General features: G+C 71.8%; 23 protein-coding genes. 10 read left to right on the plus strand and 13 right to left on the minus strand.

What is annotated here, in order from left to right:
* From VE546_RS12835 to VE546_RS12845, 3 genes are all read right to left on the minus strand, one after another.
* The coding region (locus VE546_RS12835) for an amino acid ABC transporter ATP-binding protein (RefSeq protein ID WP_324921769.1) at positions 1 to 584 on the minus strand (584 nt) is incomplete at its 3' end.
* On the minus strand, positions 581 to 1,579 hold the full coding sequence (locus VE546_RS12840) for an amino acid ABC transporter permease (RefSeq protein WP_414720472.1): 999 nt from the start codon (positions 1,577 to 1,579) through the stop codon (positions 581 to 583). The genes VE546_RS12840 and VE546_RS12835, both read right to left, overlap by 4 nt.
* Positions 1,580 to 1,624: 45 nt before the next feature.
* The gene (locus tag VE546_RS12845) at positions 1,625 to 2,605 is read right to left on the minus strand and encodes an ABC transporter substrate-binding protein (protein ID WP_324921771.1); all 981 of its coding nucleotides are present in this window, start codon (positions 2,603 to 2,605) and stop codon (positions 1,625 to 1,627) included.
* Positions 2,606 to 3,163: 558 nt separating this feature from the next.
* Between VE546_RS12845 and VE546_RS12850 the strand changes: the two genes are divergently transcribed.
* Positions 3,164 to 4,360: an NADP-dependent malic enzyme gene (locus VE546_RS12850; protein WP_324921773.1), complete on the plus strand. Its 1,197-nt coding sequence runs from the start codon at positions 3,164 to 3,166 to the stop codon at positions 4,358 to 4,360.
* 87 nt (positions 4,361 to 4,447) lie between these two features.
* Here the strand turns inward: VE546_RS12850 and VE546_RS12855 are convergent, their stop codons facing one another.
* Complete coding sequence (locus VE546_RS12855) at positions 4,448 to 5,230, minus strand: class I SAM-dependent methyltransferase (protein WP_324921775.1); 783 nt, start codon at positions 5,228 to 5,230, stop codon at positions 4,448 to 4,450.
* 96 nt (positions 5,231 to 5,326) lie between these two features.
* On the opposite strand from VE546_RS12855, the gene VE546_RS12860 reads away from it, so the two are divergent.
* Positions 5,327 to 5,938 (plus strand): CGNR zinc finger domain-containing protein, encoded by a 612-nt coding sequence (locus VE546_RS12860; protein ID WP_324921777.1) that lies wholly within the window; start codon positions 5,327 to 5,329, stop codon positions 5,936 to 5,938.
* On the opposite strand, the gene sodX is transcribed toward VE546_RS12860, so the two are convergent.
* The gene (sodX, locus tag VE546_RS12865) at positions 5,860 to 6,273 is read right to left on the minus strand and encodes a nickel-type superoxide dismutase maturation protease (RefSeq protein ID WP_324921827.1); all 414 of its coding nucleotides are present in this window, start codon (positions 6,271 to 6,273) and stop codon (positions 5,860 to 5,862) included. The two genes, VE546_RS12860 and sodX, sit on opposite strands and share 79 nt — an antisense overlap.
* Positions 6,274 to 6,440: 167 nt before the next feature.
* Here sodX and sodN point away from each other — a divergent pair, with 167 nt between their 5' ends.
* Complete coding sequence (sodN, locus tag VE546_RS12870) at positions 6,441 to 6,836, plus strand: superoxide dismutase, Ni (protein WP_324921779.1); 396 nt, start codon at positions 6,441 to 6,443, stop codon at positions 6,834 to 6,836.
* Positions 6,837 to 7,050: 214 nt separating this feature from the next.
* Here sodN and VE546_RS12875 read toward each other — a convergent pair whose 3' ends face one another.
* Both VE546_RS12875 and VE546_RS12880 read right to left on the minus strand, forming a co-directional pair.
* Positions 7,051 to 8,004: an ADP-ribosylglycohydrolase family protein gene (locus VE546_RS12875; protein ID WP_324921781.1), complete on the minus strand. Its 954-nt coding sequence runs from the start codon at positions 8,002 to 8,004 to the stop codon at positions 7,051 to 7,053.
* Positions 8,005 to 8,101: 97 nt separating this feature from the next.
* Positions 8,102 to 8,500, minus strand: a complete 399-nt coding sequence (locus VE546_RS12880) for a DUF2267 domain-containing protein (protein ID WP_324921783.1) — start codon at positions 8,498 to 8,500, stop codon at positions 8,102 to 8,104.
* Positions 8,501 to 9,259: 759 nt separating this feature from the next.
* Between VE546_RS12880 and VE546_RS12885 the strand changes: the two genes are divergently transcribed.
* The 4 genes from VE546_RS12885 (at position 9,260) to VE546_RS12900 (ending at position 12,387) form a co-directional block, all read left to right on the plus strand.
* The gene (locus VE546_RS12885) at positions 9,260 to 10,195 is read left to right on the plus strand and encodes a 1-aminocyclopropane-1-carboxylate deaminase/D-cysteine desulfhydrase (protein ID WP_324921785.1); all 936 of its coding nucleotides are present in this window, start codon (positions 9,260 to 9,262) and stop codon (positions 10,193 to 10,195) included.
* A gap of 9 nt (positions 10,196 to 10,204) precedes the next feature.
* The gene (locus VE546_RS12890) at positions 10,205 to 10,756 is read left to right on the plus strand and encodes a GNAT family N-acetyltransferase (RefSeq protein ID WP_324921787.1); all 552 of its coding nucleotides are present in this window, start codon (positions 10,205 to 10,207) and stop codon (positions 10,754 to 10,756) included.
* Between the two features lie 228 nt (positions 10,757 to 10,984).
* Positions 10,985 to 11,398 (plus strand): anti-sigma regulatory factor, encoded by a 414-nt coding sequence (locus VE546_RS12895; RefSeq protein WP_324921789.1) that lies wholly within the window; start codon positions 10,985 to 10,987, stop codon positions 11,396 to 11,398.
* Positions 11,287 to 12,387: an RNA polymerase sigma factor SigF gene (locus VE546_RS12900; protein ID WP_414720473.1), complete on the plus strand. Its 1,101-nt coding sequence runs from the start codon at positions 11,287 to 11,289 to the stop codon at positions 12,385 to 12,387. The genes VE546_RS12895 and VE546_RS12900 overlap by 112 nt, the downstream gene beginning before the upstream one ends.
* 18 nt (positions 12,388 to 12,405) lie before the next feature.
* On the opposite strand, the gene VE546_RS12905 is transcribed toward VE546_RS12900, so the two are convergent.
* Positions 12,406 to 12,855: a hypothetical protein gene (locus tag VE546_RS12905; protein ID WP_324921791.1), complete on the minus strand. Its 450-nt coding sequence runs from the start codon at positions 12,853 to 12,855 to the stop codon at positions 12,406 to 12,408.
* A gap of 89 nt (positions 12,856 to 12,944) precedes the next feature.
* On the opposite strand from VE546_RS12905, the gene VE546_RS12910 reads away from it, so the two are divergent.
* A complete protein-coding gene (locus VE546_RS12910; protein ID WP_324921793.1) occupies positions 12,945 to 13,913 on the plus strand; it encodes a diacylglycerol/lipid kinase family protein in 969 nt (322 codons plus the stop codon).
* 317 nt (positions 13,914 to 14,230) lie between these two features.
* The gene (locus VE546_RS12915; RefSeq protein ID WP_324921795.1) at positions 14,231 to 14,488 is read left to right on the plus strand and encodes a WhiB family transcriptional regulator; all 258 of its coding nucleotides are present in this window, start codon (positions 14,231 to 14,233) and stop codon (positions 14,486 to 14,488) included.
* Between the two features lie 194 nt (positions 14,489 to 14,682).
* Here VE546_RS12915 and VE546_RS12920 read toward each other — a convergent pair whose 3' ends face one another.
* Positions 14,683 to 16,167, minus strand: coding sequence for a histidine kinase N-terminal domain-containing protein (locus tag VE546_RS12920; protein WP_324921797.1), 1,485 nt, complete (start codon positions 16,165 to 16,167; stop codon positions 14,683 to 14,685).
* 296 nt (positions 16,168 to 16,463) lie between these two features.
* Positions 16,464 to 17,081: a TetR/AcrR family transcriptional regulator gene (locus VE546_RS12925; RefSeq protein ID WP_324921798.1), complete on the minus strand. Its 618-nt coding sequence runs from the start codon at positions 17,079 to 17,081 to the stop codon at positions 16,464 to 16,466.
* Between the two features lie 82 nt (positions 17,082 to 17,163).
* Here VE546_RS12925 and VE546_RS12930 point away from each other — a divergent pair, with 82 nt between their 5' ends.
* The gene (locus VE546_RS12930) at positions 17,164 to 17,955 is read left to right on the plus strand and encodes a glucose 1-dehydrogenase (RefSeq protein WP_324921800.1); all 792 of its coding nucleotides are present in this window, start codon (positions 17,164 to 17,166) and stop codon (positions 17,953 to 17,955) included.
* Between the two features lie 100 nt (positions 17,956 to 18,055).
* Here the strand turns inward: VE546_RS12930 and VE546_RS12935 are convergent, their stop codons facing one another.
* From VE546_RS12935 to VE546_RS12945, 3 genes are read right to left on the minus strand one after another with little or no spacing between them, the layout of a single operon-like run.
* Positions 18,056 to 19,129 (minus strand): SIS domain-containing protein, encoded by a 1,074-nt coding sequence (locus VE546_RS12935; RefSeq protein WP_324921802.1) that lies wholly within the window; start codon positions 19,127 to 19,129, stop codon positions 18,056 to 18,058.
* 44 nt (positions 19,130 to 19,173) lie between these two features.
* Positions 19,174 to 20,715: a glycoside hydrolase family 3 protein gene (locus VE546_RS12940; RefSeq protein ID WP_324921804.1), complete on the minus strand. Its 1,542-nt coding sequence runs from the start codon at positions 20,713 to 20,715 to the stop codon at positions 19,174 to 19,176.
* 8 nt (positions 20,716 to 20,723) lie between these two features.
* Positions 20,724 to 21,536 carry a carbohydrate ABC transporter permease gene (locus tag VE546_RS12945; RefSeq protein ID WP_324921831.1) on the minus strand — a complete coding sequence of 271 codons (813 nt, stop codon included), beginning with the start codon at positions 21,534 to 21,536 and terminating at the stop codon, positions 20,724 to 20,726.
* Positions 21,537 to 21,625 lie beyond the last annotated feature (89 nt).

Below are 21,625 nucleotides of genomic sequence, written 5' to 3' on the forward strand. Positions count from 1 at the left end.
ACGTCCAGCACCTCGCCGACCAGCTCCGGGTCGAGCGCCGAGGTGGGCTCGTCGAACAGCATCAGCTTGGGCTCCATGGCCAGCGCCCGGGCGATGGCCACCCGCTGCTGCTGGCCGCCGGAGAGCTGGGAGGGGTAGTGGCCGGTCCGCTCGCCGAGACCGACGCGGTCCAGCAACTTCAACGCCCGCTCCCGGGCCGACGCCTTGCTCTCGCCCTTGACCTGGACCGGGGCCTCCATGACGTTCTCCACCGCCGTCATGTGCGGGAAGAGGTTGAAGCGCTGGAAGACCATGCCGATGTCGCGGCGCTGGACGGCGACCTCGCGCTCCTTGAGCTCGTAGAGCTTGTCGCCCTTCTGCCGGTAGCCGACGAGCCGGCCGTCCACCCACAGCCGTCCGGCGCTGATCTTCTCCAGGTGGTTGATGCAGCGGAGGAAGGTGGACTTGCCGGAGCCGGACGGGCCGACCAGGCAGAACACCTCGCCCGGCGCCACCTCCAGGTCGATGCCCTTGAGGATGTGGGCGTGGCCGAAGGACTTGTGGACACCCTCCGCCTTCACCATCGGGACCGTCGAGGTGTTCATATCGCCTTCCCTCCCACCTGGCTCGGCGTGCGGAACGAGCCGAGGCTCGCCATCACCCGCTGCCACGGGGTGGGCGGCAGGTTGCGGGACGAACCACGTTGGAAGTGACGCTCCAGGTAGTACTGACCGATACTGAAGACGGTGGTGAGCACCAGGTACCAGATGGTCGCCACCATCAGCAGCTCGATCACCGCGAGGTTACGCGAGTGGATCTTCTCCGCCGCCAGGAGCAGCTCGCCGTACTGGATGGTGTAGGCCAACGACGAGGTCTTCAGCATGTTGATGAACTCGTTGCCGGTCGGCGGGATGATCACCCGCATGGCCTGCGGGAGCACGATGCGCCGCATCGTGCGTGAACCGGTCATGCCGAGCGCGTGGGCCGCCTCGGTCTGCCCCTGGTCCACCGACTGGATGCCCGCCCGGCTGATCTCGGCCATGTAGGCGGCCTCGTTCAGGCCCAGACCGAGCAGCGCCGCGAGGAACGGCGTCATGAAGTCGTTCATCTCGTCCTTGTAGAAGCCGAGATTCACGATTTCGAAGACGACGTCGAGGTTGTACCAGAGCAGCAACTGCACCAGGACGGGCGTGCCGCGGAAGATCCAGATATAGCCCCAGGCGACAGAGGACATCACCGGGTTCTTCGACAGCCGCATCACCGCGAGGACCGTGCCGAGCCCCACGCCCAGGAGCATCGAGAGCACGGTGATCCACAGGGTGTTCAGGGCGCCCTGCATGATCGTGTCATAGGTGAGGTACTGCCCCACCGTCGACCAGTTGATCTTGGCTTCGGCGAACGCCTTGACCAGCAAGGCGAGCAGGAACAGCACGATCGCGGCACTGATCCACCGACCGTAGTGGCGCACCGGGATGGCCTTGATGGCCTCGGGCGGGACCGGGGAGCCTTGGGCCACCGACCCCGTCCCGCCGGCACCGGCGCCGGGGTCCTTGATCGTGGACACCGCCGGGGTTGGCGCCTTGTCTTCAGGTTCGGACACGGAGAGTCACCTTTGCTGTGGAACTGTGGGGTCCGTCCGTACGGCTCACTTGCCGCCGTTGATGGTGGCCTCCTTCACCGCGGCATTGGTGACCTCCCACTTCTCCAGGACCTTCGCGTACTCGCCGTTCTGGATGATCGCGTCGAGGGCCGCCTTGATGGCGTCGCGCAGCTCGGTGTTGTCCTTGCTCACGGCGATGCCGTACGGGGCGGCGTCGATCTGCTCGCCGACGACCTCGAAGTCATTGCCGCCGCCGGAGGTCTTGGCGTTGTACGCGGCGACCGGGTAGTCGTTGAGGTCCGCGACCGCGCGTCCCTGCTTGACCTGGAGCAGCGCCTCGGTGTCCTTGTCGAAGGCGAGGATCTTCATCGGCTTGTCGCACTTCTTGTTCTGCGCCTCGGCGAGCTCCTCGTTCGCCGTGCCGCGCTGGAGCGCGACGGTCTGGCCGCAGAGGTCGTCCAGGGTCTTGACGCCCTTGGGGTTGCCCTTCTTGACCAGGATCGCGGAGCCGGCCTGGAAGTAGTCGACGAAGTCGACGCCCTCCCCCACCTTCTTGCCCTTGTCGTCCAGGCCCTCCTGGCGCTGCTTGGTATCGGTCATCGCCGACATGATGATGTCGTGGCGACCGGAGTTCAGGCCGGTGATCAGCCCGTCGAAGGTGCCGTTGCCGAACTCCAGCTTGACGCCGAGCTGCTTCTCCAGGGCCTTGGCCAGGTCGGGGTCGATGCCGGCGACCTCGTCGTTCTCGTCGTAGAACTCGACCGGCGCGTAGGCGATGTCCGAACCGACCTTGATGACCCCGGCGGACTGGATCTTCTTGGGCAGCTTGTCGAACAGCGGCGCCTCGGACCCCTTGGCCTTGGTGTCGCCGCCGCCCTCGCCGCCCTTGTCGGTCTGGTCGCCGCACGCCGTCAGCAGCAGGGAGCCCGCGACCGCGAGGGCTCCGACCGCTGCGAGACGCCGGCGCGCGGACGGACGGGGCGTACCTCCCACCGGGGGCAGGGGGCGGGCGATGCGTGCGGTCATGGGTGGTCCTCCTGCGGGGTGAGTGGAGTGGCCAATCGGCCGGGCACGCTCTCGGGCGTGTCGCGACGCTCTCTGCGATGGTTGAGGGGAATCTTGCCATCCGGACGGCGGAGGCCAGGATGCTCACCAGGTCAAAATCAGATAACGGGTGACCAGGGCCGATCACAGTCCGACAGCCGCGCGCCCATCATCTGCTCACATGAGCAGGAGGACAAGCAGAACGAGAGCTTCGTCACTCCGTCCCGGCGCCCCGCCCGCCCCGTCGAGCGGAGTTCCAGCCTCCGTGCAGCCGCTTCCCCTAGCGTGACCCGCACGCGCGGCTCCCGTCGCGGCGGCCGCGGAGACGGTATCCACTCGTACGTGACGACGCCCATCGGGTAGAAAGAGCAGTTACACCCCTCACCCGGGGACCAGGGCGCGTGTGCGGCGCGCCCGGCGTCCGTACCTCTCCCCGACGGTGGCCCCATCCACCGGACGGGCCGCGGACGTGGTGCCCGCCCGCTCCTCGACCAGGAAGCGGTCACCCTCACAGAATCTTTCGACAAAGGGGTCAGAACAGTGGCAGCGGAGATCGTCGATTCCGGGAGCGACCTGGAGGACGAATTCATCGATCCGGCCTTCGCCCTGCACCGCGGCGGGAAGATGGCGGTTCGCGCGACCGTGCCGGTGCGGGACGCCGGCGACCTCTCCCTGGCCTACACGCCAGGGGTGGCCAAGGTGTGCAGCGCCATCGCCGAGCAGCCGGAACTGGTGCACGACTACACCTGGAAGTCCCAGGTCGTCGCGGTCGTCACGGACGGCAGCGCGGTGCTCGGCCTGGGTGACATCGGCCCGCAGGCGTCCCTCCCGGTGATGGAGGGCAAGGCCATCCTCTTCAAGCAGTTCGGCGGTGTGGACGCGGTTCCGATCGCGCTGGACTGCCGGGAGGTCGACGAGATCGTGGAGACCGTCGTCCGCCTCGCGCCCTCCTTCGGCGGCATCAACCTGGAGGACATCTCCGCGCCCCGCTGCTTCGAGATCGAGCGCAGGCTCCAGGAGCGCCTGGACATCCCGGTCTTCCACGACGACCAGCACGGCACGGCCGTGGTCACGCTCGCCGCGCTGCGCAACGCCGCCCGGCTGCGCGGCGTCGCGCTCGGCGAGCTGCGCGCCGTCATCTCCGGTGCGGGCGCGGCCGGGGTCGCCATCGCCAGGATCCTGGTCGAGGCGGGGATCGGCGACGTGGCGGTCTGCGACCGCAAGGGCATCGTCTCCCCCGACCGTACGGATCTCACCGACGTCAAGCGGGAGCTGGCGGGCTTCACCAACAGGGCGGGGCTGAGCGGAACGCTGGAGTCGGCGCTGGACGGCGCCGACGTCTTCATCGGCGTCAGCGGCGGCACCGTCCCCGAGGAGGCCGTCGCGAGGATGGCGAAGGACGCGTTCGTCTTCGCCATGGCCAACCCCACGCCGGAGATCCACCCGGACGTGGCCCACCGGTACGCCTCGGTCGTGGCCACCGGCCGCAGCGACTACCCGAACCAGATCAACAACGTCCTGGCCTTCCCCGGCATCTTCGCGGGCGCCCTCCAGGTGCGGGCCTCGCGGATCACCGAGGGCATGAAGCTGGCCGCCGCCGAGGCGCTGGCCGCGGTGGTCGCCGACGAGCTGAGCGCGGAGCGGGTGATCCCCTCGCCGTTCGACGAGCGGGTCGCCCCGGCGGTCACCGCGGCCGTCGCCGCCGCGGCCCGCGCGGAGGGCGTGGCCCGGCGCTGATCCGGCCGTGAACCGTGCGGGGGCGGTACGGACCGGAGCACCCGGTCCGTACCGCCCCCGCAGCCGTCTGCCGTCACCCCGGCGCGGTCACTTCAGTGCGAGCACCATCGCGTCGGCCGGCGACGCCCACACCGTGCGCGCCTCGGCGAAGCCCGCCGCCCGCAGGGCCTCGGCGTGCCAGGCCGCGGACTGCGTCTCGCCGTCGGCGTGGTCCCCCTCCGCCGGGTTGCCGAAGATGCGGAAGCGCTCGGCGACCGGCCCGGCCAGCACCGGGTCCGCGGCGGCCGTCTCCCACCAGTCCTGCCAGTCCTGCCGGCCCGCGGCCTTCTCGCGTTCGCGCCGTGCCTTGTCGAAGGCGTGGACGGCCTCGTTGATGCGGGGAGTGGCCGGGTCGGGCATGTGGTCGGCGTTGACGAAGACGCCGCCGTCCCGCAGCACCCCGGCGATCTGCCCGTACAGTGTCCGCAACTCGTCCGTGCGCAGCCAGTGCAGCGCGGTGGAGGTGAGCACGGCGTCGTACGCGCGGTGCGGCAGCGCCCCGGTCCAGTCCGGGGCGCGCAGGTCGGCGGTGACGAACGCGGCGCGCGAGTCGGCGGCGAAGTATCCGCGCGCGATGGTCAGCAGGGCCGGGTCGAGGTCGACCCCGGTGCTGGTGGCCCCGGGGAACCGGCGCAGCACGCGATCGGTGATGCTGCCCGTGCCGCAGGCGAGGTCCAGCACCTTCGGAGCGGGGCCCACCAGGGCCTCGACCGCGTCGAGCATCACCGCGAACCGCTCCTCGCGGTCGGGCAGGTACCACTCCTGCTGGCGGTCCCAACTGGTCTGCCAGCGCCGCCAGTCCGTGCCCGCGATCATGTCCGTCTCAGCCATGACAGCCCCTCCAGCATGGATACGTAATACCCTGGGTCACACGACGACCCTTACCCGTCCGCTCATGACCCTAGAGCGCATCCGTAAGGACCACAAGTGGAACTGAGCTATTACTCGGACTTCGCCGTCCGGCTGGTCAACACCGAGCAGCCCAAGCGCGGCGAGGACACGCTCACCTCGGTCGAGGCCGTGCGGGCCCTCTTCGGCCCCGGTCAGGCCGCCGCCCGGCGCGCCACCGAGGCCGACGTGACCCGACTGCGGGGCGTACGGGCCCGGCTGCGCGCGGTCTTCACCGCGGCCTCGGAGGGGGACGAGGTCAGGGCCGTGGACCTGCTCAACGCCCTGCTGATGGAGTTCCCGGCCAGTCCGCAGATCTCCGGCCACGACTACCTGGACGACGAGGGCCGCCCGCGCTGGCACATGCACCTGGCCGACCACCCCGCCAACGCCACCGCCGGGTACGCGGCCACCGCCTGCATGGGCCTGGCCTTCCACCTCACCGAACTGGGCGTGGACCGGCTGGGCATCTGCCAGGCCGACCCCTGTCGCAACGCCTACCTGGACACCTCCACCAACCGCTCGCGGCGCTACTGCTCGGACCGCTGCGCGACCCGCGCCAACGTCGCCGCCTACCGTGCCCGCAAACGCCTGGAGAGCGGCCGTACGGCCGAGAAGACCCAGCCCAGCAGCGCGCCCGGCGTCCGCTGAACCCGGCCCGGGGGCCGCAGCCGCACCCACGCCCGCGCCACCACGAGCTCGTCGGGCACCACCCCGAACTCGCGGCTGTCGTTGCGCACGGCCGGGTTGTCCCCCTGGACCCACCAGCCGCCCGCGCGCCGCTCCACGGCCCGCTTGACGATCAGCAGGTCGTGCTGGAAGGGGTGGCGCACCACCACCACGTGCCCGGGCCGCACCGCTCCCCCGTAGCGCACCACCAGCAGGTCCCCGGGGCGCAGCGTCGGTTCCATCGACGGGTTGTAGACCTCGGCCAGCCCGATCCGCAGCAGCCCGCGGCCCTCGTCCTCGTCCACCCGCTCCGGCATCCGCGGCACCTCCGGTCCTCGTCGCTGCACCTCCGCCCCTCCCCGTCGCATCCGTCCTCCCCGCTCCCTGGGACTTTTGTCCTAAGCGGGTGGGGGCACACGCGAAAAGGCGTCCCTCACGGAGTAATCTCACACGTGAGAAGACGATCACGAGGAAGGACAGCTCTATGCTCTCCCGCCTGTTCGCCCCGAAGGTGAAGGTCAGCGCCCACTGTGACCTTCCCTGCGGCGTCTACGACCCCGCCCAGGCCCGCGTCGAGGCCGAGTCGGTCAAGGCCATCCAGGAGAAGTACCAGGCCAACGACGACCCGCACTTCCGGGCCCGTGCGACGTACATCAAGGAGCAGCGGGCCGAGCTCGCCAAGCACCACATCTCGGTGCTGTGGAGCGACTACTTCAAGGCCCCGCACTTCGAGAAGTACCCCCAGCTCCACCAGCTGGTGAACGACGCCCTCAAGGCCGCTTCCGCCGCCAAGGCCTCCACCGACCCGGCGACGGGCCAGAAGCTGCTGGACTACATCGCCGAGATCGACAAGATCTTCTGGGAGACCAAGAAGGCCTGATCCCGGGACCGGCGCCGGGACGCGCCCTTCCTCCTGCCTCCCGGCCCGCCGGGTCCCGCGCACCGCACCCGGTCCGCACCGGTTCCGCTCTTCCGGAACCCGCGGGCCGGGTGCGGTTCTTCGTTCCGCCCGCGTTCCGCCCCGCGCGCGGCGTCTCCCCTCCCCGTTCCCTTCCCCGTTCCCTCCCTACCGGAGGCCGCCGCAGGAGGAGGGGTCACCGGCGGGCACCGGCCGCCGCGGCGCGGACCCAGTCCGGGAGGGGCTCGCACAGCTCGCGCCAGGTGTCCGGCACGGCGTCCAGGCCCGTGCGGGCGGCGACGACGCCGCCGGTGATGGCGCAGGTGGTGTCCACGTCCCCCAGCCCCTCGGCCGTCGCCCACAGCGCCGAGACCAGGTCGTCCTGGTGGTGGGCGGCGCTCCACAGCGCGAACGGCACGGTGTCCGCAGCACGGATGCGCGCCCCGTTGCCCAGCACGTCGGCCGCGCGGTGGGCCGGGGTGCCGGCGGGGAGGCCGGCGGCGGCCAGCAGCCCGTCGCGGACGGCTCCCCCGGGCGTGGCCCCGGCCACCTCGCCGAGCAGGTCGGCAGGGGCGTACGGCTCGCCGCCGCGCCCGCCGGCGGCGAGTGAGGCGGCCACCGCGACCGCGACGGCTCCGGCGACGCCCTCCGGATGGGCGTGGGTGACGGCCGCCGAGGCCGCGGCCTCGGCGGCGGCCCGGCGCGGATTCCCGGCGAACCAGGCGCCCAGCGGGGCGACGCGCATGGCGGCGCCGTTGCCGAGGCTGCCCCGGCCGTCGAAGAGCGCCCGGGCGTGGGCCCGCCAGTTGCCGGGGTCGGAGGCGAGCCGCGGCAGCAGCTCGTGCATGCCGTACCCGTAGCCCCGGCCCGGATCGGCCGCGTACGCCGCGGCGAACTCGCGCGCCAGGGCCTCGGGGTCGATCGCCCGGGCCCGCAGCAGGACCCGTACCACGCACAGCGCCATGGCGGTGTCGTCGGTCCAGTGCCAGGGCGCCTCGGCCGGAAGGGTGCGGGCGCGGATCATCCCGGCCGCCTCGCGCGGCTCGCGGAAGAACCACCGCTCGCCGAATCCGTCGCCCAGTGCCAGTCCGTGCAGGCTGTCCAGCGCGGCGCCGCGCGCACCGTCCCGTTCCGCTTCCGTGTCCGCCATGCCCGCCATGCTGGCCGGTGGGGCCGTCCGGCGCCACCGTTCGCCGTGCACCCCTTCGCGGGGGCCGGGCGGCCGAACGCCATCGGGCCAGCCGCGCTCAGACGAGCTGGGCGAGCTGGGCACGCCCGAACAGCAGGGCGTAGCCGGGGGGAAGCCGGTCGATGATCCGGTCCAGCAGGTCGTTGCCGGCGATTTCGGCGACGACGCTCAGCACCGAGCTGACGTCCCAGCGCGCGGTCGCCGGGGTGGCGCCCTCGATGCGGGACGCGACGCTGTCGACGAACTGCGCGCCGCTGAGCGGCTTGGTGACCTGCAGTTGGTCGGTCAGCACACGCATGCCCTCCTCCGGGAGGCGGACGGCCAGCTCCGTGCGCTCCGGTCCGGTGAGATGGCCGCCGAGAGCCGAGAGCACGATCCGCGAGACGCGCTCGGCCTCCTTGGTCGTCGGGTACTGCCCCCGTTCGCGTACCTGCGCCACGAACTCGCTCCACCGCATGATCCATCTCCCCTTCCGTACTGCCTAGGTACTGGTGAGGTGGTCGGCATGGCCGTCGCTCGCTGTTCCGCTGTCGCGGAGGCAGCCGGCGGTGCGGCACTGAGTGCAATGCCCTCCATACATTTGTATAGCTCAGGTCAAGAAAACTTGACAACAGCCGACTCAGAGCAGCACAGCCACCTCATGACCGCCCTGATCTCGGGGGCACGACAGCGGGCATCCGCAGACCGGGGCGTACACCCATGTGCCCAGGAAAAGCGCTTTCATACGAGCGGGAAGCCACTATTCGCGAAGGTGTACTGCAACACCTCCCGGCGCCCGGCTCCCGGGCGCCGGACCGGCCCGCCCGGGAAGCCGCGTTCGGACCGGCGCAGAACGGCCTCGGACACCAAGAGGAGGCGACACCCGGAAAATCCCCGTGCAACGGGCGACTTCTCACTCACAAATGCCTCAAAAAGCGGCAAACAATATCACTCTGGGCTATCTGGAAAGCGCATACGGCAAACCTCGTTGACACGGGGGTTCCATCACCGCGCTGAGGACGGAAAACGGCGGATAAGGCACGGAGCCACCGGCCTGCACCGTCACGACCGCAATCGCAACGCCCTCCGGTCCGCGCGGGCCGTTCCGGGCCCGCCGCGGCCGGGACCGGGGGAACCACGGGGGCGGGACGCCCCGGCGGTCCGGCGCGTGCGGTGCGCGCCCGCACCGGAGCACCCGGAGCGACACGGAGTGCCACCCCGGCGGGACAATGACGGGATGAGCAGTGCGCCCCCCAGCGGCCCTCCGGCCTCCCCGGCCCCTCCGCCCGGCCTCCCGGGGCTCTCCGCCCCGCGGCTGCCCTCCCCCCTGACGGAGGTGGCCGACGAGCGCTTCGCGCGCCACGGCGTCCGCCTGCTGCTCAAGCGCGACGACCTGATCCACCCGGAACTCGTCGGCAACAAGTGGCGCAAGCTCGTGCCCAATCTGCGCGCCGCCGCGCGGGCCGGCGAGCGCACCCTGCTGACCTTCGGCGGCGCGTACTCCAACCACCTGCGCGCCACGGCCGCCGCCGGACGGCTGCTGGGTCTGGCCACGATCGGGGTGGTGCGGGGCGAGGAGCTGGCCGACCGGCCGCTCAACGACTCCCTGGCCCGCTGCGCCGCCGACGGCATGCGGCTGCACTTCGTGACGCGGGCGGCGTACCGGCGCCGGAACGACCCGGAGTGGATCGCCGGCCTGCGCGACCGCTTCGGCCCGTTCTTCCTCATACCGGAGGGCGGCAGCAACGTCCCGGCCGTGCGCGGCGCGGCCGGGCTGGGCCGGGAGCTGCGCGGCGCGGCCGACGTGGTGGCCGTCGCGTGCGGTACGGGCGGTACGCTCGCCGGCCTCGCCGCCGGGCTGGCGGACGGGCAGCGGGCGATCGGCTTCTCCGTCCTGCGGGGCTGTTTCCTCGCCGGCGAGGTGGCGCGGCTCCAGCACGCCGCCTTCGGCGGCCGCCGCGGCGACTGGAGGGTGGAGGACCGTTTCCACTGCGGCGGCTTCGCCCGCACCACCGCCGGGCTGGAGGCGTTCGCGCGGGACTTCCAGGACCGGCACGGCCTGCCGGACCTGGACCGCGTCTACGTCGCCAAGATGCTCCACGGCCTGACGGTCCTGGCCGGGGAGGGGGCGTTCCCGCCGGGAACCTCGGTGGCCGCCGTGGTGACCGGCTAGCCTTCCCGCGTGATTCGAACAGCAGTCCCCTCGGACGTTCCCGTGATCCACTCCATGATCCGCGAGCTGGCGGAGTACGAGCGCGCGCTGGAACACGCCAGGGCCACCGAGGAGCAGTTGCGCGACGCCCTCTTCCGGGAGAACCCCGCCGTCTTCGCGCTGATCGCCGAGGACGACGACAGCGGCGAGCCGGTCGGCTTCGCCCTGTGGTTCCTGAACTTCTCCACCTGGACCGGCACCCACGGGGTGTACCTGGAGGACCTGTACGTCCGCCCCGCCGCACGCGGCGCGGGCCACGGCAGGGCGCTGCTGGCCGCGCTCGCCCGCATCTGCGTCGAGAGGGGTTACGAACGCTTCCAGTGGTGGGTACTGAACTGGAACGAGCCCTCCATCGGCTTCTACAGGTCGCTCGGTGCCGAGCCGATGGACGAGTGGACGGTCTTCCGGCTGTCCGGTGAGCCGCTGCGGGCCCTCGCCGCCGCGGGGGCGGCGGAAGTTCCGGGGAAACCGGAGGCGCCGGGAACATCCGGGGCACCGCGGGACGCTGTGCACACAGCGTAGGCGGAACGGATTGGGCACCGCAGACCCCTAGCCACGGACAGTGCCCATATGTTTACTATGGGTGACGTTCGCAGGAAGGGTGCCCATCGGGACCCGGGCGACAGCATGCCTCGGATCGCGATAGCGTCGCAGTCGAACGATCTGCCGCGCCGGTCCGCCACCCCGCTGCCACAGGGGGCGCCGGACCGGCGTTCGCAGCCACCAGCTCGTGCCACCTTGGAGGTGAGGGTGTCCCAGATCGCAGGCGAGCCCGGGACGCAGGACTTCGTCGAGGTCCGGCTGCCCGCTGCGGGCGCCTACCTGTCGGTGTTGCGTACCGCCACGGCCGGTCTCGCGGCCCGTTTGGACTTCACCCTCGACGAGATCGAGGATCTGCGCATCGCCGTCGACGAGGCGTGCGCCATCCTGCTCCAGCAAGCCGTCCCCGGCAGCGTACTGAGCTGCGTCTTCAAGCTCGTCGGGGACTCCCTGTGGGTGACGGTATCGGCGCCCACCACCGACGGCCGCGCCCCCGAGCGCGACACCTTCGCCTGGACGGTGCTGTCCGCACTGGCGGGCGAGGTCGACTCGGCCGTGGCCGAGGACCGCACGGTCAGCATCAGCCTGCACAAGAAGCGCGGCGCCGGCCCAGGGGCGTCGTGACCGGCGAACACGGGCCGGTACGGGACAAGGGGGTCGGTGTGAACGACCTGGAGCACGAAACGCGGACGGGCCGCCACGAGAAGGCGGCGGGCCCGGTCATCCCCGAACAGCACGCGCGGCCTCATCCAGCCGATTCCCAACAGCGAGCGGAGCGGGCCGAGCGGGCGGGTGCCATGGACGACCAGAAGCACGACGGACGCGTGGACGGCGCGCACGAGCACCACCGGCCGGATCCCCAGGACCGCGGTGGCGCGCGGGACCTCTTCGTCAAGCTGCGCGGTCTCCCCGACGGCTCTCCGGAGCGGGCCGAGCTCCGCAACGCCCTGGTACGGATGCACCTGCCCCTCGTCGAGCACCTGGCGCGGCGCTTCCGCAACCGCGGCGAGCCGCTGGACGACCTGACGCAGGTCGCCACGATCGGCCTGATCAAGTCGGTGGACCGCTTCGACCCGGAACGCGGCGTGGAGTTCTCCACCTACGCCACCCCGACGGTCGTCGGCGAGATCAAGCGGCACTTCCGCGACAAGGGCTGGGCGGTGCGGGTGCCGCGCCGGCTCCAGGAGCTGCGGCTGTCCCTGACGACGGCGACGGCGGAGCTGTCCCAGCAGCACGGGCGTGCCCCGACCGTCCACGAGCTGGCCGAGCGGCTGTCGATCTCCGAGGAGGAGGTCCTGGAGGGACTGGAGTCGGCGAACGCCTACAGCACGCTCTCCCTGGACGTCCCGGACACCGACGACGAGTCCCCGGCCGTCGCGGACACCCTCGGCGCGGAGGACGACGCCCTGGAGGGCGTGGAGTACCGCGAGTCCCTCAAGCCGCTGCTGGAGCAGTTGCCGCCGCGCGAGAAGAAGATCCTGCTGCTGCGGTTCTTCGGCAACATGACCCAGTCCCAGATCGCCCAGGAGGTCGGCATCTCGCAGATGCACGTCTCGCGCCTGCTGGCCCGCACCCTCGCCCAGTTGCGCGACCGGCTGCTGGTGGAGGAGTAGTCCGGCGACGGGCGCCGGTCAGGCGTCCCGGGCCTCGCGCGGGCCGATGCCCAGGGCCTCGGTGGCGGCCTGGTTGACGACGCAGACGAGTACGCTCAGCGCGCTGAGCGCGATGACGGCTCCGCCCACGAGCCACACGCCCCCGTTCTGCGCCATCTGCCAGCCCACCGGGAGCGCCATGAGCTGGACGATCACCGCCGGCCCGCGGCTCCACCGGCGCAGCAGCCACAGCCCCCGCGCGGCGGCCAGCGGCAGGGCGGCCAGCGCCAGCACGGTCGCGGCGCCGGTGACGGCCTGCGTCACGTCGTCGGCCCGGCTTCCGGTCAGCAGCATCACCAGCATGCCGGCCCCCAGGCCCGCGACCACCACGCCCTGCACCGCCACCAACACGGCCGCGGCGGTGATCCGGGCCGGGCGGGGAGCCCGGGGAGTGCGGGGGGCGTCGGCGGGGGATGCGTCCGTGCTCACCCCGCCAGGGTAGCGGGGTCGTCCCCGGCGCGGCCGCCGCCCACCCCGGGGTTGGGGCGGCCCGCCGGCCGGTGGGTACTCTGCACCCCATGCGCGCACTCCTCGTGGTCAACCCGGCAGCCACCACCACCAGCGCGCGGACCCGCGACGTGCTCATCCACGCCCTGGCCAGCGATCTGAAGCTGGAGGTCGCCACCACCGAGTACCGGGGTCACGCGCGCGACCTCGGGCGGCAGGCGGTCCAGCGCGGGGAGATCGAGCTGGTCATCGTGCTCGGCGGCGACGGCACGGTCAACGAGGTCGTCAACGGGCTGCTGCACGCCGGCCCCGCCCCCGACGTCCTTCCCCGCCTCGCGGTCGTGCCCGGCGGTTCCACCAACGTCTTCGCCCGCGCGCTCGGCCTGCCCAACGACGCGGTGGAGGCCACGGGCGCGCTGCTGGCGGCGCTGCACGCGGGCAGCGAGCGCACGGTGGGCCTGGGCCTGGCGGCCGGCACTCCGGGGACGGAGGACGCCGAGGTGCCCGCCCGCTGGTTCACCTTCTGCGCGGGACTCGGCTTCGACGCGGGCGTGGTGGGCCGGGTCGAGCAGAAGAGGGAGCGCGGCAGGCGTTCGACGCACGCCCTCTACGTGCGCCAGGTGGTGCGGCAGTTCCTGGGGGAGACGCACCGCCGCCAGGGAACGATCACGCTCCGGAGGCCGGGCCAGGAGCCCGTCCAGGACCTGGCGCTGTCCATAGTCTGCAACACCGCCCCCTGGACCTACCTGGGCAACCGCCCGGTGTACGCCGCCCCCCGAGCCTCCTTCGACACCGCACTCGACGTACTCGGCCTCACCCGGCTCACGCCGTCCGCGGTGACCCGCTACGGCACCCAGTTGTTGCTGTCCTCGCCCGAGCGCGGCCCGCGCGGCAAGCACGCGGTCTCCCTCCACGACCTCACCGACTTCACCTTGGATTCACAGGTTCCCCTGCCGTTTCAGATGGACGGTGACCACCTGGGGCTGCGTACGAGCGTGACGTTCACAGGCGTACGGCGTGCACTGCGTGTGATTGTGTAAGTGGATGGCCGAAAAGTCCTTACAGTCGAACGTTTAGACCAGCCTCCACCCCCTGGAAGTACGGCTGTGACCTATCCGACACCAAGGAATCAAAAAAAACTTCCCTGAGGGGGTTGTATCCGCCGCCGAGGTTTGCGAGTCTCTTCATGGCGATCGGGACGGTCGAAGCACCGACCCCTTGAGAGCCCCGAATCCCCCTCCTCATCCCTCGGGACACGACCCAGGAAACTGGGCGCTGCCCCTTCCCTTGTGGAGGGATTCGTGAAAGCGTTCACATTCACAAGCAATTACCGCAACGCGTAGGAGATGGAGCAGCCATGGACTGGCGTCACAGCGCCGTTTGCCGCGAGGAAGACCCCGAGCTCTTCTTCCCCATCGGCAACACCGGTCCCGCGCTGCTGCAGATCGAGGAAGCCAAGGCCGTCTGCCGCCGCTGCCCCGTGATGGAGCAGTGCCTGCAGTGGGCGCTGGAGACCGGCCAGGACTCCGGTGTCTGGGGTGGCCTCAGCGAGGACGAGCGCCGCGCCATGAAGCGCCGCGCCGCCCGCAACCGGGCGCGCAAGGCCACTGCCTGACGCCCCACCCCGCCACCTGCTGCCCCCGAACCGCAGCACGCAGTGCCCGCAGTGCGCACCGCAACGACGACGTCGAGCCCCGGACCGCACGGCCTCACCGGCCTTGTGGCGGTCCGGGGCTCGGTGCTGTGCGGAGCCCGCGCCCCGGACAGCGCCTCCCGCGGGCCCGGGCGCGCACGGCGCGCGGTGGCCGGCTAGCGCCGGTCCGGCTCCACGGGGATGTCGAGGACCACCCGGGTACCGCCCCCGGGGGCCGGAACCATGTCGAAGGTGCCGCCCAACTCCCCCTCCACCAGCGTCCGCACGATCTGCAGCCCCAGGTTTCCCGCCGTGCGGGCGTCGAAGTCCTCGGGCAGGCCGCGCCCGTCGTCCTGCACGGTGACCAGCAGGCGCCCCTCCTCGCGGCGCGCCCCCGTGCTGCGGACGGCTGTGACCTCGACCGTGCCCCGCTCCCCCGGCCTGAACCCGTGCTCCAGGGCGTTCTGGAGCACCTCGGTGAGCACCATGGCCAGCGGGGTGGCCACCTCCGCGGTCAGCACGCCGAAGCGTCCCGTACGGCGTCCGGTGACCATGCCCGGGGCGATCTCGGCGACCATCGCCAGCACCCGGTCGGCGATCTCGTCGAACTCGACGCGCTCGTCCAGGTTCTGCGAGAGCGTCTCGTGGACGATGGCGATCGAACCGACCCGCCGGACGGCCTCCTCCAGCGCCTCCCGCGCGGTGTCGCCGCTGCCCTCCCCGATCCTCCTGGCCTGGAGCCGCAGCAGGGCGGCGACGGTCTGCAGGTTGTTCTTCACCCGGTGGTGGATCTCCCGGATGGTGGCGTCCTTGGTGATCAGCTCCCGTTCCCTGCGGCGGAGTTCGGTGACGTCGCGCAGCAGGATGAGGGAACCGATCCGCGCGCCCTTGGGTTTGAGCGGAATGGCCCTCAACTGGACCACACAGCCGTTGCCCTCGATCTCGGTCTCCCGCGGGGCCCAGCCGCTGGCCAGCTTGACCAGGGACTCGTCCGTCGGGCCGCGGGAGGGCGCCAGTTCGGCGGTGGCCTGGCCCAGGTGCAGCCCGACCAGGTCGGCGGCGAGGCCGAGCCGGTGGTAGGCGGAGAGCGCGTTGGGGCTGGCGTACTGGACGATGCCCTCGGCGTCGAGCCGGATCAGTCCGTCGCCGACGCGCGGGGAGGCGTCCATGTCGACCTGCTGGTCGGGAAAAGGAAACGATCCTGCGGCGATCATCTGCGCGAGGTCCGAGGCGCTCTGCAGGTAGGTCAGCTCCAGGCGGCTCGGCGTCCGCACGGTCAGCAGGTTCGTGTTGCGGGCGATGACCCCGAGGACGCGCCCCTCGCGGCGCACGGGGATGGACTCGACCCGCACCGGCACCTCCTCGCGCCACTCGGGGTCGCCCTCGCGGACGATCCGCCCCTCGTCGAGGGCGACGTCCAGCAGCGGACGGCGCCCGCGCGGCACGAGATGGCCGACCATGTCGTCCTGGTAGGAGGTGGGGCCGGTGTTGGGGCGCATCTGGGCGACGGAGACGTAGCGCGTCCCGTCCCTGGTGGGGACCCACAGCACCAGATCGGCGAAGGAGAGGTCGGACAGCAACTGCCACTCGGAGACCAGCAGATGCAGCCACTCCAGGTCGGAGTCGCCGAGAGAGGTGTGCTGGCGTACGAGGTCGTTCATGGAGGGCACGCTGTGAGCCTAACCGGCGACCGATCGGGCCGTACGTCTGTCCATCCGCGCCGTTGTGCGCAAGAATTGACGGCGGTCGATCCGACTGGCCGGTGATGTGTTCAAGGCATGGACACGGACCGGCGATCCGGTTCAGAATGGCCCACGGACTTCTGCCCTCCCCGCACAGGAGGGTGGAACGGGACCGGGCGCTCTCTGCCCTGACTGCGCCAGGTCTTCCATCGCTCCGGGCTGCGGTGCCGGACGGGTTGAGGGTCCCGTCCCGGTGCCGCGGCCCGCGGGTGTCTTCAGGGAGTTCTCCCGGGGCCTTCCGGCCAGACCCGCATCGCCGTGGCGGCGACCGCCTCCAGTTCCTCGCGGCCGACCCCGTCGCGCGCCTGCTGGGACATGCCCTGCAGCACGGAGGCGGTGAACCGGGCGAGCGCAAGGGCGTCGGTGTCCTCCGGAAGCTCCCCGGCCGCCACCCCGGCTCGTATGCGGGAGGCGAACGCGCGGGTGTTCTCCTCCCGCATCGCACGCAGCGCCTCGGTCACCTCCGCGGAGGCCGGCGTGGCGTTGACGGCGGCGTTGATCACCAGACAGCCCGGGGGGCGGCCCGGCTCGGTGTACTCCACGGCGGCCTCGCGCAGGACGCGGCCGATCGCGCCCCGGGCCGTCGGCTCCTCGGCCAGCGCACGCCCGATGAAGCCGCCGTACTGGCGGACGTAGGCCTCCACGACCTCCTCGAACAGCGTCTTCTTGTCGCCGAAGGCGGCGTACAGGCTGGGCGCGGCGATGCCCATGGCGCGGGTGAGGTCGGCGATGGAGGTGGCCTCGTAGCCGTGCTCCCAGAAGGTGCGCAGGGCCTTCTCCAGAGCCGTGTCGCGGTCGAAGGAGCGGGGTCGTCCCCGTTGCCTGGTGGCCATGGCCCAATTCTATAGCGTCCGCTCAAGAAAGCGTGCTACGTTGTTTCTGTAGCGACCGCTAAAGAACGGAGGCGCGATCATCATGGCTGTGCTCACGGAGTCCGGGCGGACCGGGACACCCACCCGGCTCACCGGCAGAACGGCCCTGGTCACCGGCGGCAGCAGGGGCATCGGGCGGGCCGTGGCCGAGCGGCTGGGCAGGGAGGGCGCCCGCGTCGGCGTGCACTACGGCCGCAACGAGGCGGCGGCGGAGGAGACGGTGGCGGCGATCGAGGCGGCCGGCGGCTCGGCCTTCGCGGTCCGGGCCGAGCTGGGGGTGCCGGGCGACGCGGAGGCCCTGTGGGAGGCCTTCGACCGGCACGCGGACGGGCTGGACATCCTGGTCAACAACGCCGGGATCACCGGGAGGCGCGAACCGCTGCCGAAGGTGACACCGGAGGACTTCGACCGGGTCTTCGCCGTCAACGCCAAGGCGCCCTTCTTCATCACCCAGCTCGCCCTGGAACGGCTGCGGGACGGCGGGCGGATCGTCAACGTCTCCACGGGGCTGACCCGCGGCAGCGCGATGCCGGAGCTGATCTCGTACTCGATGTCCAAGGGCGCCCTGGACGTGTTCACCATGACCCTCGCCAAGGACCTGGCGCGGCGCGGCATCACGGTCAACACCGTGGCGCCGGGCGTGGTGGACACCGACATGAACGCCGGCTGGCTGCGCGAGGACCCGAAGGCCCGGCGGCAGGCGGCGGCGGCAACCGCCCTGGGGCGGCTCGGCGAGCCGCGGGACATAGCCGACGTGGTGGCCTTCCTCGCCTCCGACGACAGCCGCTGGGTGACGGGGCAGTGGATGGACGCGACGGGCGGCTCGCTGCTGTAGCCCGCGCGCACCCGTCGGGCGTCTGCGGCGGGCCCCGCCGCCGGGAGGGGCGACGGGGCCGGCGCAGACCCGGAGAGGGTGTGGTTCAGCGGGGTGTGGTTCAGCGGGTCTCGGTGACCTTGGCCAGGGCGCGCGGGGCGTCCGGGTCCTGGCCGCGGGCGATGGTCACCTCGTAGGCCAGCATCTGCAGCGGAAGGATCTCCAGGATGGGCTGGAGTTCCTCGGGCACGTCCTCGGTCGGCAGGACGAAGCCCGCGGAGGCGTCGGCCACCTGCGGCGCGGGGCCGAAGACGACGAGGTCGGCGCCGCGGTCCTTCAGCCGGTCCAGGACGGGCTGCAGCGCCCTGCCGCCCCTGCCGTCGGTGACGATGGCGATCACCGGGGAGACGTTGTCGACCATCGCCAGCGGGCCGTGCAGCAGGTCGGCACCGGAGTAGGACAGCGCCGGGATGTAACTGGTCTCCATCAGCTTCAGCGCCGCCTCCTTGGCGGTCGGATAGCCGTAGCCGCGGGAGGTGATGACCATGCGCTCGGCGAAGCGGTAGCGGGCGGCGAGCCGCCTGACCTCGTCCTGCCGCGCCAGGATCGACTTGGCCAGGTCGGGCAGCGCCTTGGCGGCCTCGGCGCCGTTGCCGCCGCGGAGCCCGTCGACGAGGAGGTAGAGCGCCAGCAGTTCGGCGGTGTAGGTCTTGGTCGCCGGCAGGGCCTTCTCCGGGCCGGCCAGGATGTCGATGTGGAATTCGCTGACCTCGGCGAGCGGCGAGCCGGCGTTGTTGGTCACCGCCAGGGTGACGGCGCCGGCCTCCCGGGCGGCCCGGGTGGAGGCGACTAGGTCCGGGGAGCCGCCGGACTGGCTGACGGCGATGACCAGGCAGTCGGTGAGGTCCTGCCTGGCCTCGTAGGCGGTGGTGGTGGACATGGAGGTGAGGCCGCAGGGCTTGCCCAGCAGGATCTCCAGCAGGTACTTCGCGTAGAGGGCGGCGTTGTCCGAGGTGCCGCGGGCGGTGAGCAGCACGAAGCGGGGGTTGCGCGCCGCGATGCGCTCGGCGACCTCGCGGATCCTCGGCGCGCCCTCGCTGAGGAGTCGCCGCAGTACGGCGGGCTGCTCGGCCATCTCGCCGGACATGATCCGGCCCGGCCTCTCGCCGCGCGGTGCCGGGGTCGTGGCGGACATGCTGGTGGCCTCCCGTTGTCTGTGGTGCGTACGGTCCACGGAACTCAGCCGTCGGTTCCCCGGCCGGCGATGACCTCCGCGGCGGCCCGTCCGCAGACGCGGGCGGCGCCGTGGGTCGCGATGTGGAGCGCCCCGGACGGCGGCGCCTGGGGCAGGCCCATCTCGACCACGACCGTGTCCGGCCGGGCGGTGAGCAGGGCGTCCAGGGAGTCGGCCATCCAGGGATGCCGGTGGACGTCGCGTACCACCGCGACGATCCTACGGTCCGCCGCCTCGTCGAGCACCCGGGCGACCAGCGCGGCCGTCCCCGCCTCCTCGGCCTGCTCCCGGCTCCAGGAGCCGCTCGCGGTGCCCGGGTACAGCTCCGCGAGCTCGGCGGCGAGCCCCCAGGGGGTCTCGTCCCCGACGGCGATGTTGACCACGGGGGTGAAGACGGCGACGTACGGCGGCGCGTCCGGGGGGAGGTAGTCCTCCGCGCCGGTGACCTTCAGGGCGCGGCGGGCGGCGGTCAGTCCGATCCCCGGGGCGGACGGGACGGTTCCGGCGGCGCGTTCGCCCGCGCGTGCCGCCCAGCGGGCGAGCGCGCGGACCCGGTCCGCGGCATCGGCGAGCCGCTCCTCGGACAGCTCCCCGTCCGTCACGGCCCTCACCAGGGCGTCGCGCAGGCGCAGCACGGTCTCCTCGTCGGCCAGTCCCCCGCCCACACAGATGGCGTCGGCGCCCGCGGCGATGGCCAGTACGCTGCCGCGCTCGATGCCGTGGGCCGCCGCGACGGCCCGCATCTCCATGCCGTCGGTGACGATCAGGCCCTCGAAGCCCAGCCCGCCCTCGCTCTCCGGCGCGCGCAGCAGGCCGGAGAGGACGGCCGGGCTGAGCGTGCCCGGCAGGGTCGGGTCGAGGGCGGTCAGCAGGATGTGAGCGCTCATCACGCACTTGCTGCCGGCGGCGACCGCCGCCCGGAACGGGACGAGTTCGCGGCCCCTGATCGTGTCCAGGTCGGCGTCGATGCGGGGAAGGGCGTGGTGGGAGTCGACGGCCGTGTCGCCGTGCCCGGGGAAGTGCTTGGTGCAGGCGGCGACCCCGGCGGACTGCAACCCCTCCACCCAGGCGGCGGTGTGCCGGGCCACCAGGTCCGGTGCGGCGCCGAAGGAGCGGACGCCGATGACCGGGTTGTCGGGGTTGGAGTTGACGTCGGCCGAGGGCGCCCAGTTGAGGTTGACGCCGCACTCGGCCAGCCGGCGCCCCAGTTCGCGGGCGACGGCGCGGGTCAGGTCGGTGTCGTCGACCGCGCCGAGGGCGAGGTTGCCGGGGAAGGACGACCCCGTCCGCGCCTCCAGGCGGGTGACGTCCCCGCCCTCCTCGTCGATGGCCACCAGTACCTCGGGTTGGACACCGCGCAGCTGGGCGGTGAGCGCGGCCAGCTGCGCGGGAGACGTGATGTTGCGGCCGAACAGACCCACGGAGACCAGTCCCTCGTCGAGCCGGCGCAGCAGCCAGTCGGGCGCGGTGGTACCGGTGAAGCCCGGCTGCAGGACGGCGAGGGCGTTGCGGGTCAGCGTGTCGGTGGCGCCGGTGAGAGTCGTCATGGGGCGCGCTATCCCTTCACTGCGCCGGAGGTGAGGCCACCGACGGCACGTCGCTGGAGGACGACGAACAGCAGCAGCACGGGGACGGCGAACAGGGACGAGGCGGCCATCGTGGCGCCCCAGTCGTTGCCGAAGGCGGACTGGAACTGGGTCAGCCACAGGGGGAGGGTGTACGCCTCGGACTCCTTGTTGAGGACCAGCACCATGGCGAACTCGTTCCAGGCGGTGATGAACCCGAAGAGCGAGGTGGACATCAGCCCGGGGGCGAGCAGGGGGAAGACGACACGGAAGAAGCTCTGGGCGCGGTTGCAGCCGTCGATCATCGCGGCCTCCTCCAGCTCCTTGGGCACCGCGGCGATGAACCCCCGCAGCGTCCAGATGGTGAAGGGAAGGACCATCACGAAGTAGATCAGCGTCAGGAAGCCGATGCTGTTGAGCATCTGGGTGTCCCGCGCGATCAGGTACATCACGATGACCATGACCTCCCAGGGGGCCAGCTGCGCCATCATCACCGCCAGCACCAGGCCCTTGCGGCCCCTGAACCTCATGCGCACGATCGCGAAGCCGGCCGCGAGCGCGACGAGCAGGGCGAGCAGCACGGCGCCGACGGTGACGGTGAGGCTGTTGCGGACGTACGTCCAGAACATGTCCACGCCGGTGGCGGTGCCGTAGTGCTCGAAGGTGGGCGTGAACAGGAAGCTGGGGGTCTCGGTGAGGACCTCGGACGCCGGTTTGAAGGACGTCGAGAACATCCAGTAGACCGGGAAGACGAAGAAGACCGCCAGAACGAGCGCCACGGCGTTCAGCGAGCCGCCGCGCAGGCTCCTCCTCCGCCTGGCGCGCGCCGCTCCGTCGGACGGGGGTCGCTGCCGGGAGTCCGCCGGAGGCGCACCGACCGGGCCGGTCAGGG

Origin of the sequence: Streptomyces sp., from assembly GCF_035644915.1 — a bacterium.
Taxonomy (GTDB): domain Bacteria; phylum Actinomycetota; class Actinomycetes; order Streptomycetales; family Streptomycetaceae; genus Streptomyces.

Coding starts and splice junctions, on each gene's coding strand:
- VE546_RS12880 (WP_324921783.1), bottom strand. CDS start 8,500: ATGCGGTGGAGCGAGTTCGTGGCGCAGGTACGCGAACGGGGGCAGTAC.
- VE546_RS12935 (WP_324921802.1), bottom strand. CDS start 19,129: ATGTCCGCCACGACCCCGGCACCGCGCGGCGAGAGGCCGGGCCGGATC.
- VE546_RS12915 (WP_324921795.1), top strand. CDS start 14,231: ATGGACTGGCGTCACAGCGCCGTTTGCCGCGAGGAAGACCCCGAGCTC.
- VE546_RS12885 (WP_324921785.1), top strand. CDS start 9,260: ATGAGCAGTGCGCCCCCCAGCGGCCCTCCGGCCTCCCCGGCCCCTCCG.
- VE546_RS12930 (WP_324921800.1), top strand. CDS start 17,164: ATGGCTGTGCTCACGGAGTCCGGGCGGACCGGGACACCCACCCGGCTC.
- sodN (WP_324921779.1), top strand. CDS start 6,441: ATGCTCTCCCGCCTGTTCGCCCCGAAGGTGAAGGTCAGCGCCCACTGT.
- sodX (WP_324921827.1), bottom strand. CDS start 6,273: ATGCCGGAGCGGGTGGACGAGGACGAGGGCCGCGGGCTGCTGCGGATC.
- VE546_RS12940 (WP_324921804.1), bottom strand. CDS start 20,715: ATGACGACTCTCACCGGCGCCACCGACACGCTGACCCGCAACGCCCTC.
- VE546_RS12925 (WP_324921798.1), bottom strand. CDS start 17,081: ATGGCCACCAGGCAACGGGGACGACCCCGCTCCTTCGACCGCGACACG.
- VE546_RS12855 (WP_324921775.1), bottom strand. CDS start 5,230: ATGGCTGAGACGGACATGATCGCGGGCACGGACTGGCGGCGCTGGCAG.
- VE546_RS12920 (WP_324921797.1), bottom strand. CDS start 16,167: ATGAACGACCTCGTACGCCAGCACACCTCTCTCGGCGACTCCGACCTG.
- VE546_RS12845 (WP_324921771.1), bottom strand. CDS start 2,605: ATGACCGCACGCATCGCCCGCCCCCTGCCCCCGGTGGGAGGTACGCCC.
- VE546_RS12910 (WP_324921793.1), top strand. CDS start 12,945: ATGCGCGCACTCCTCGTGGTCAACCCGGCAGCCACCACCACCAGCGCG.
- VE546_RS12875 (WP_324921781.1), bottom strand. CDS start 8,004: ATGGCGGACACGGAAGCGGAACGGGACGGTGCGCGCGGCGCCGCGCTG.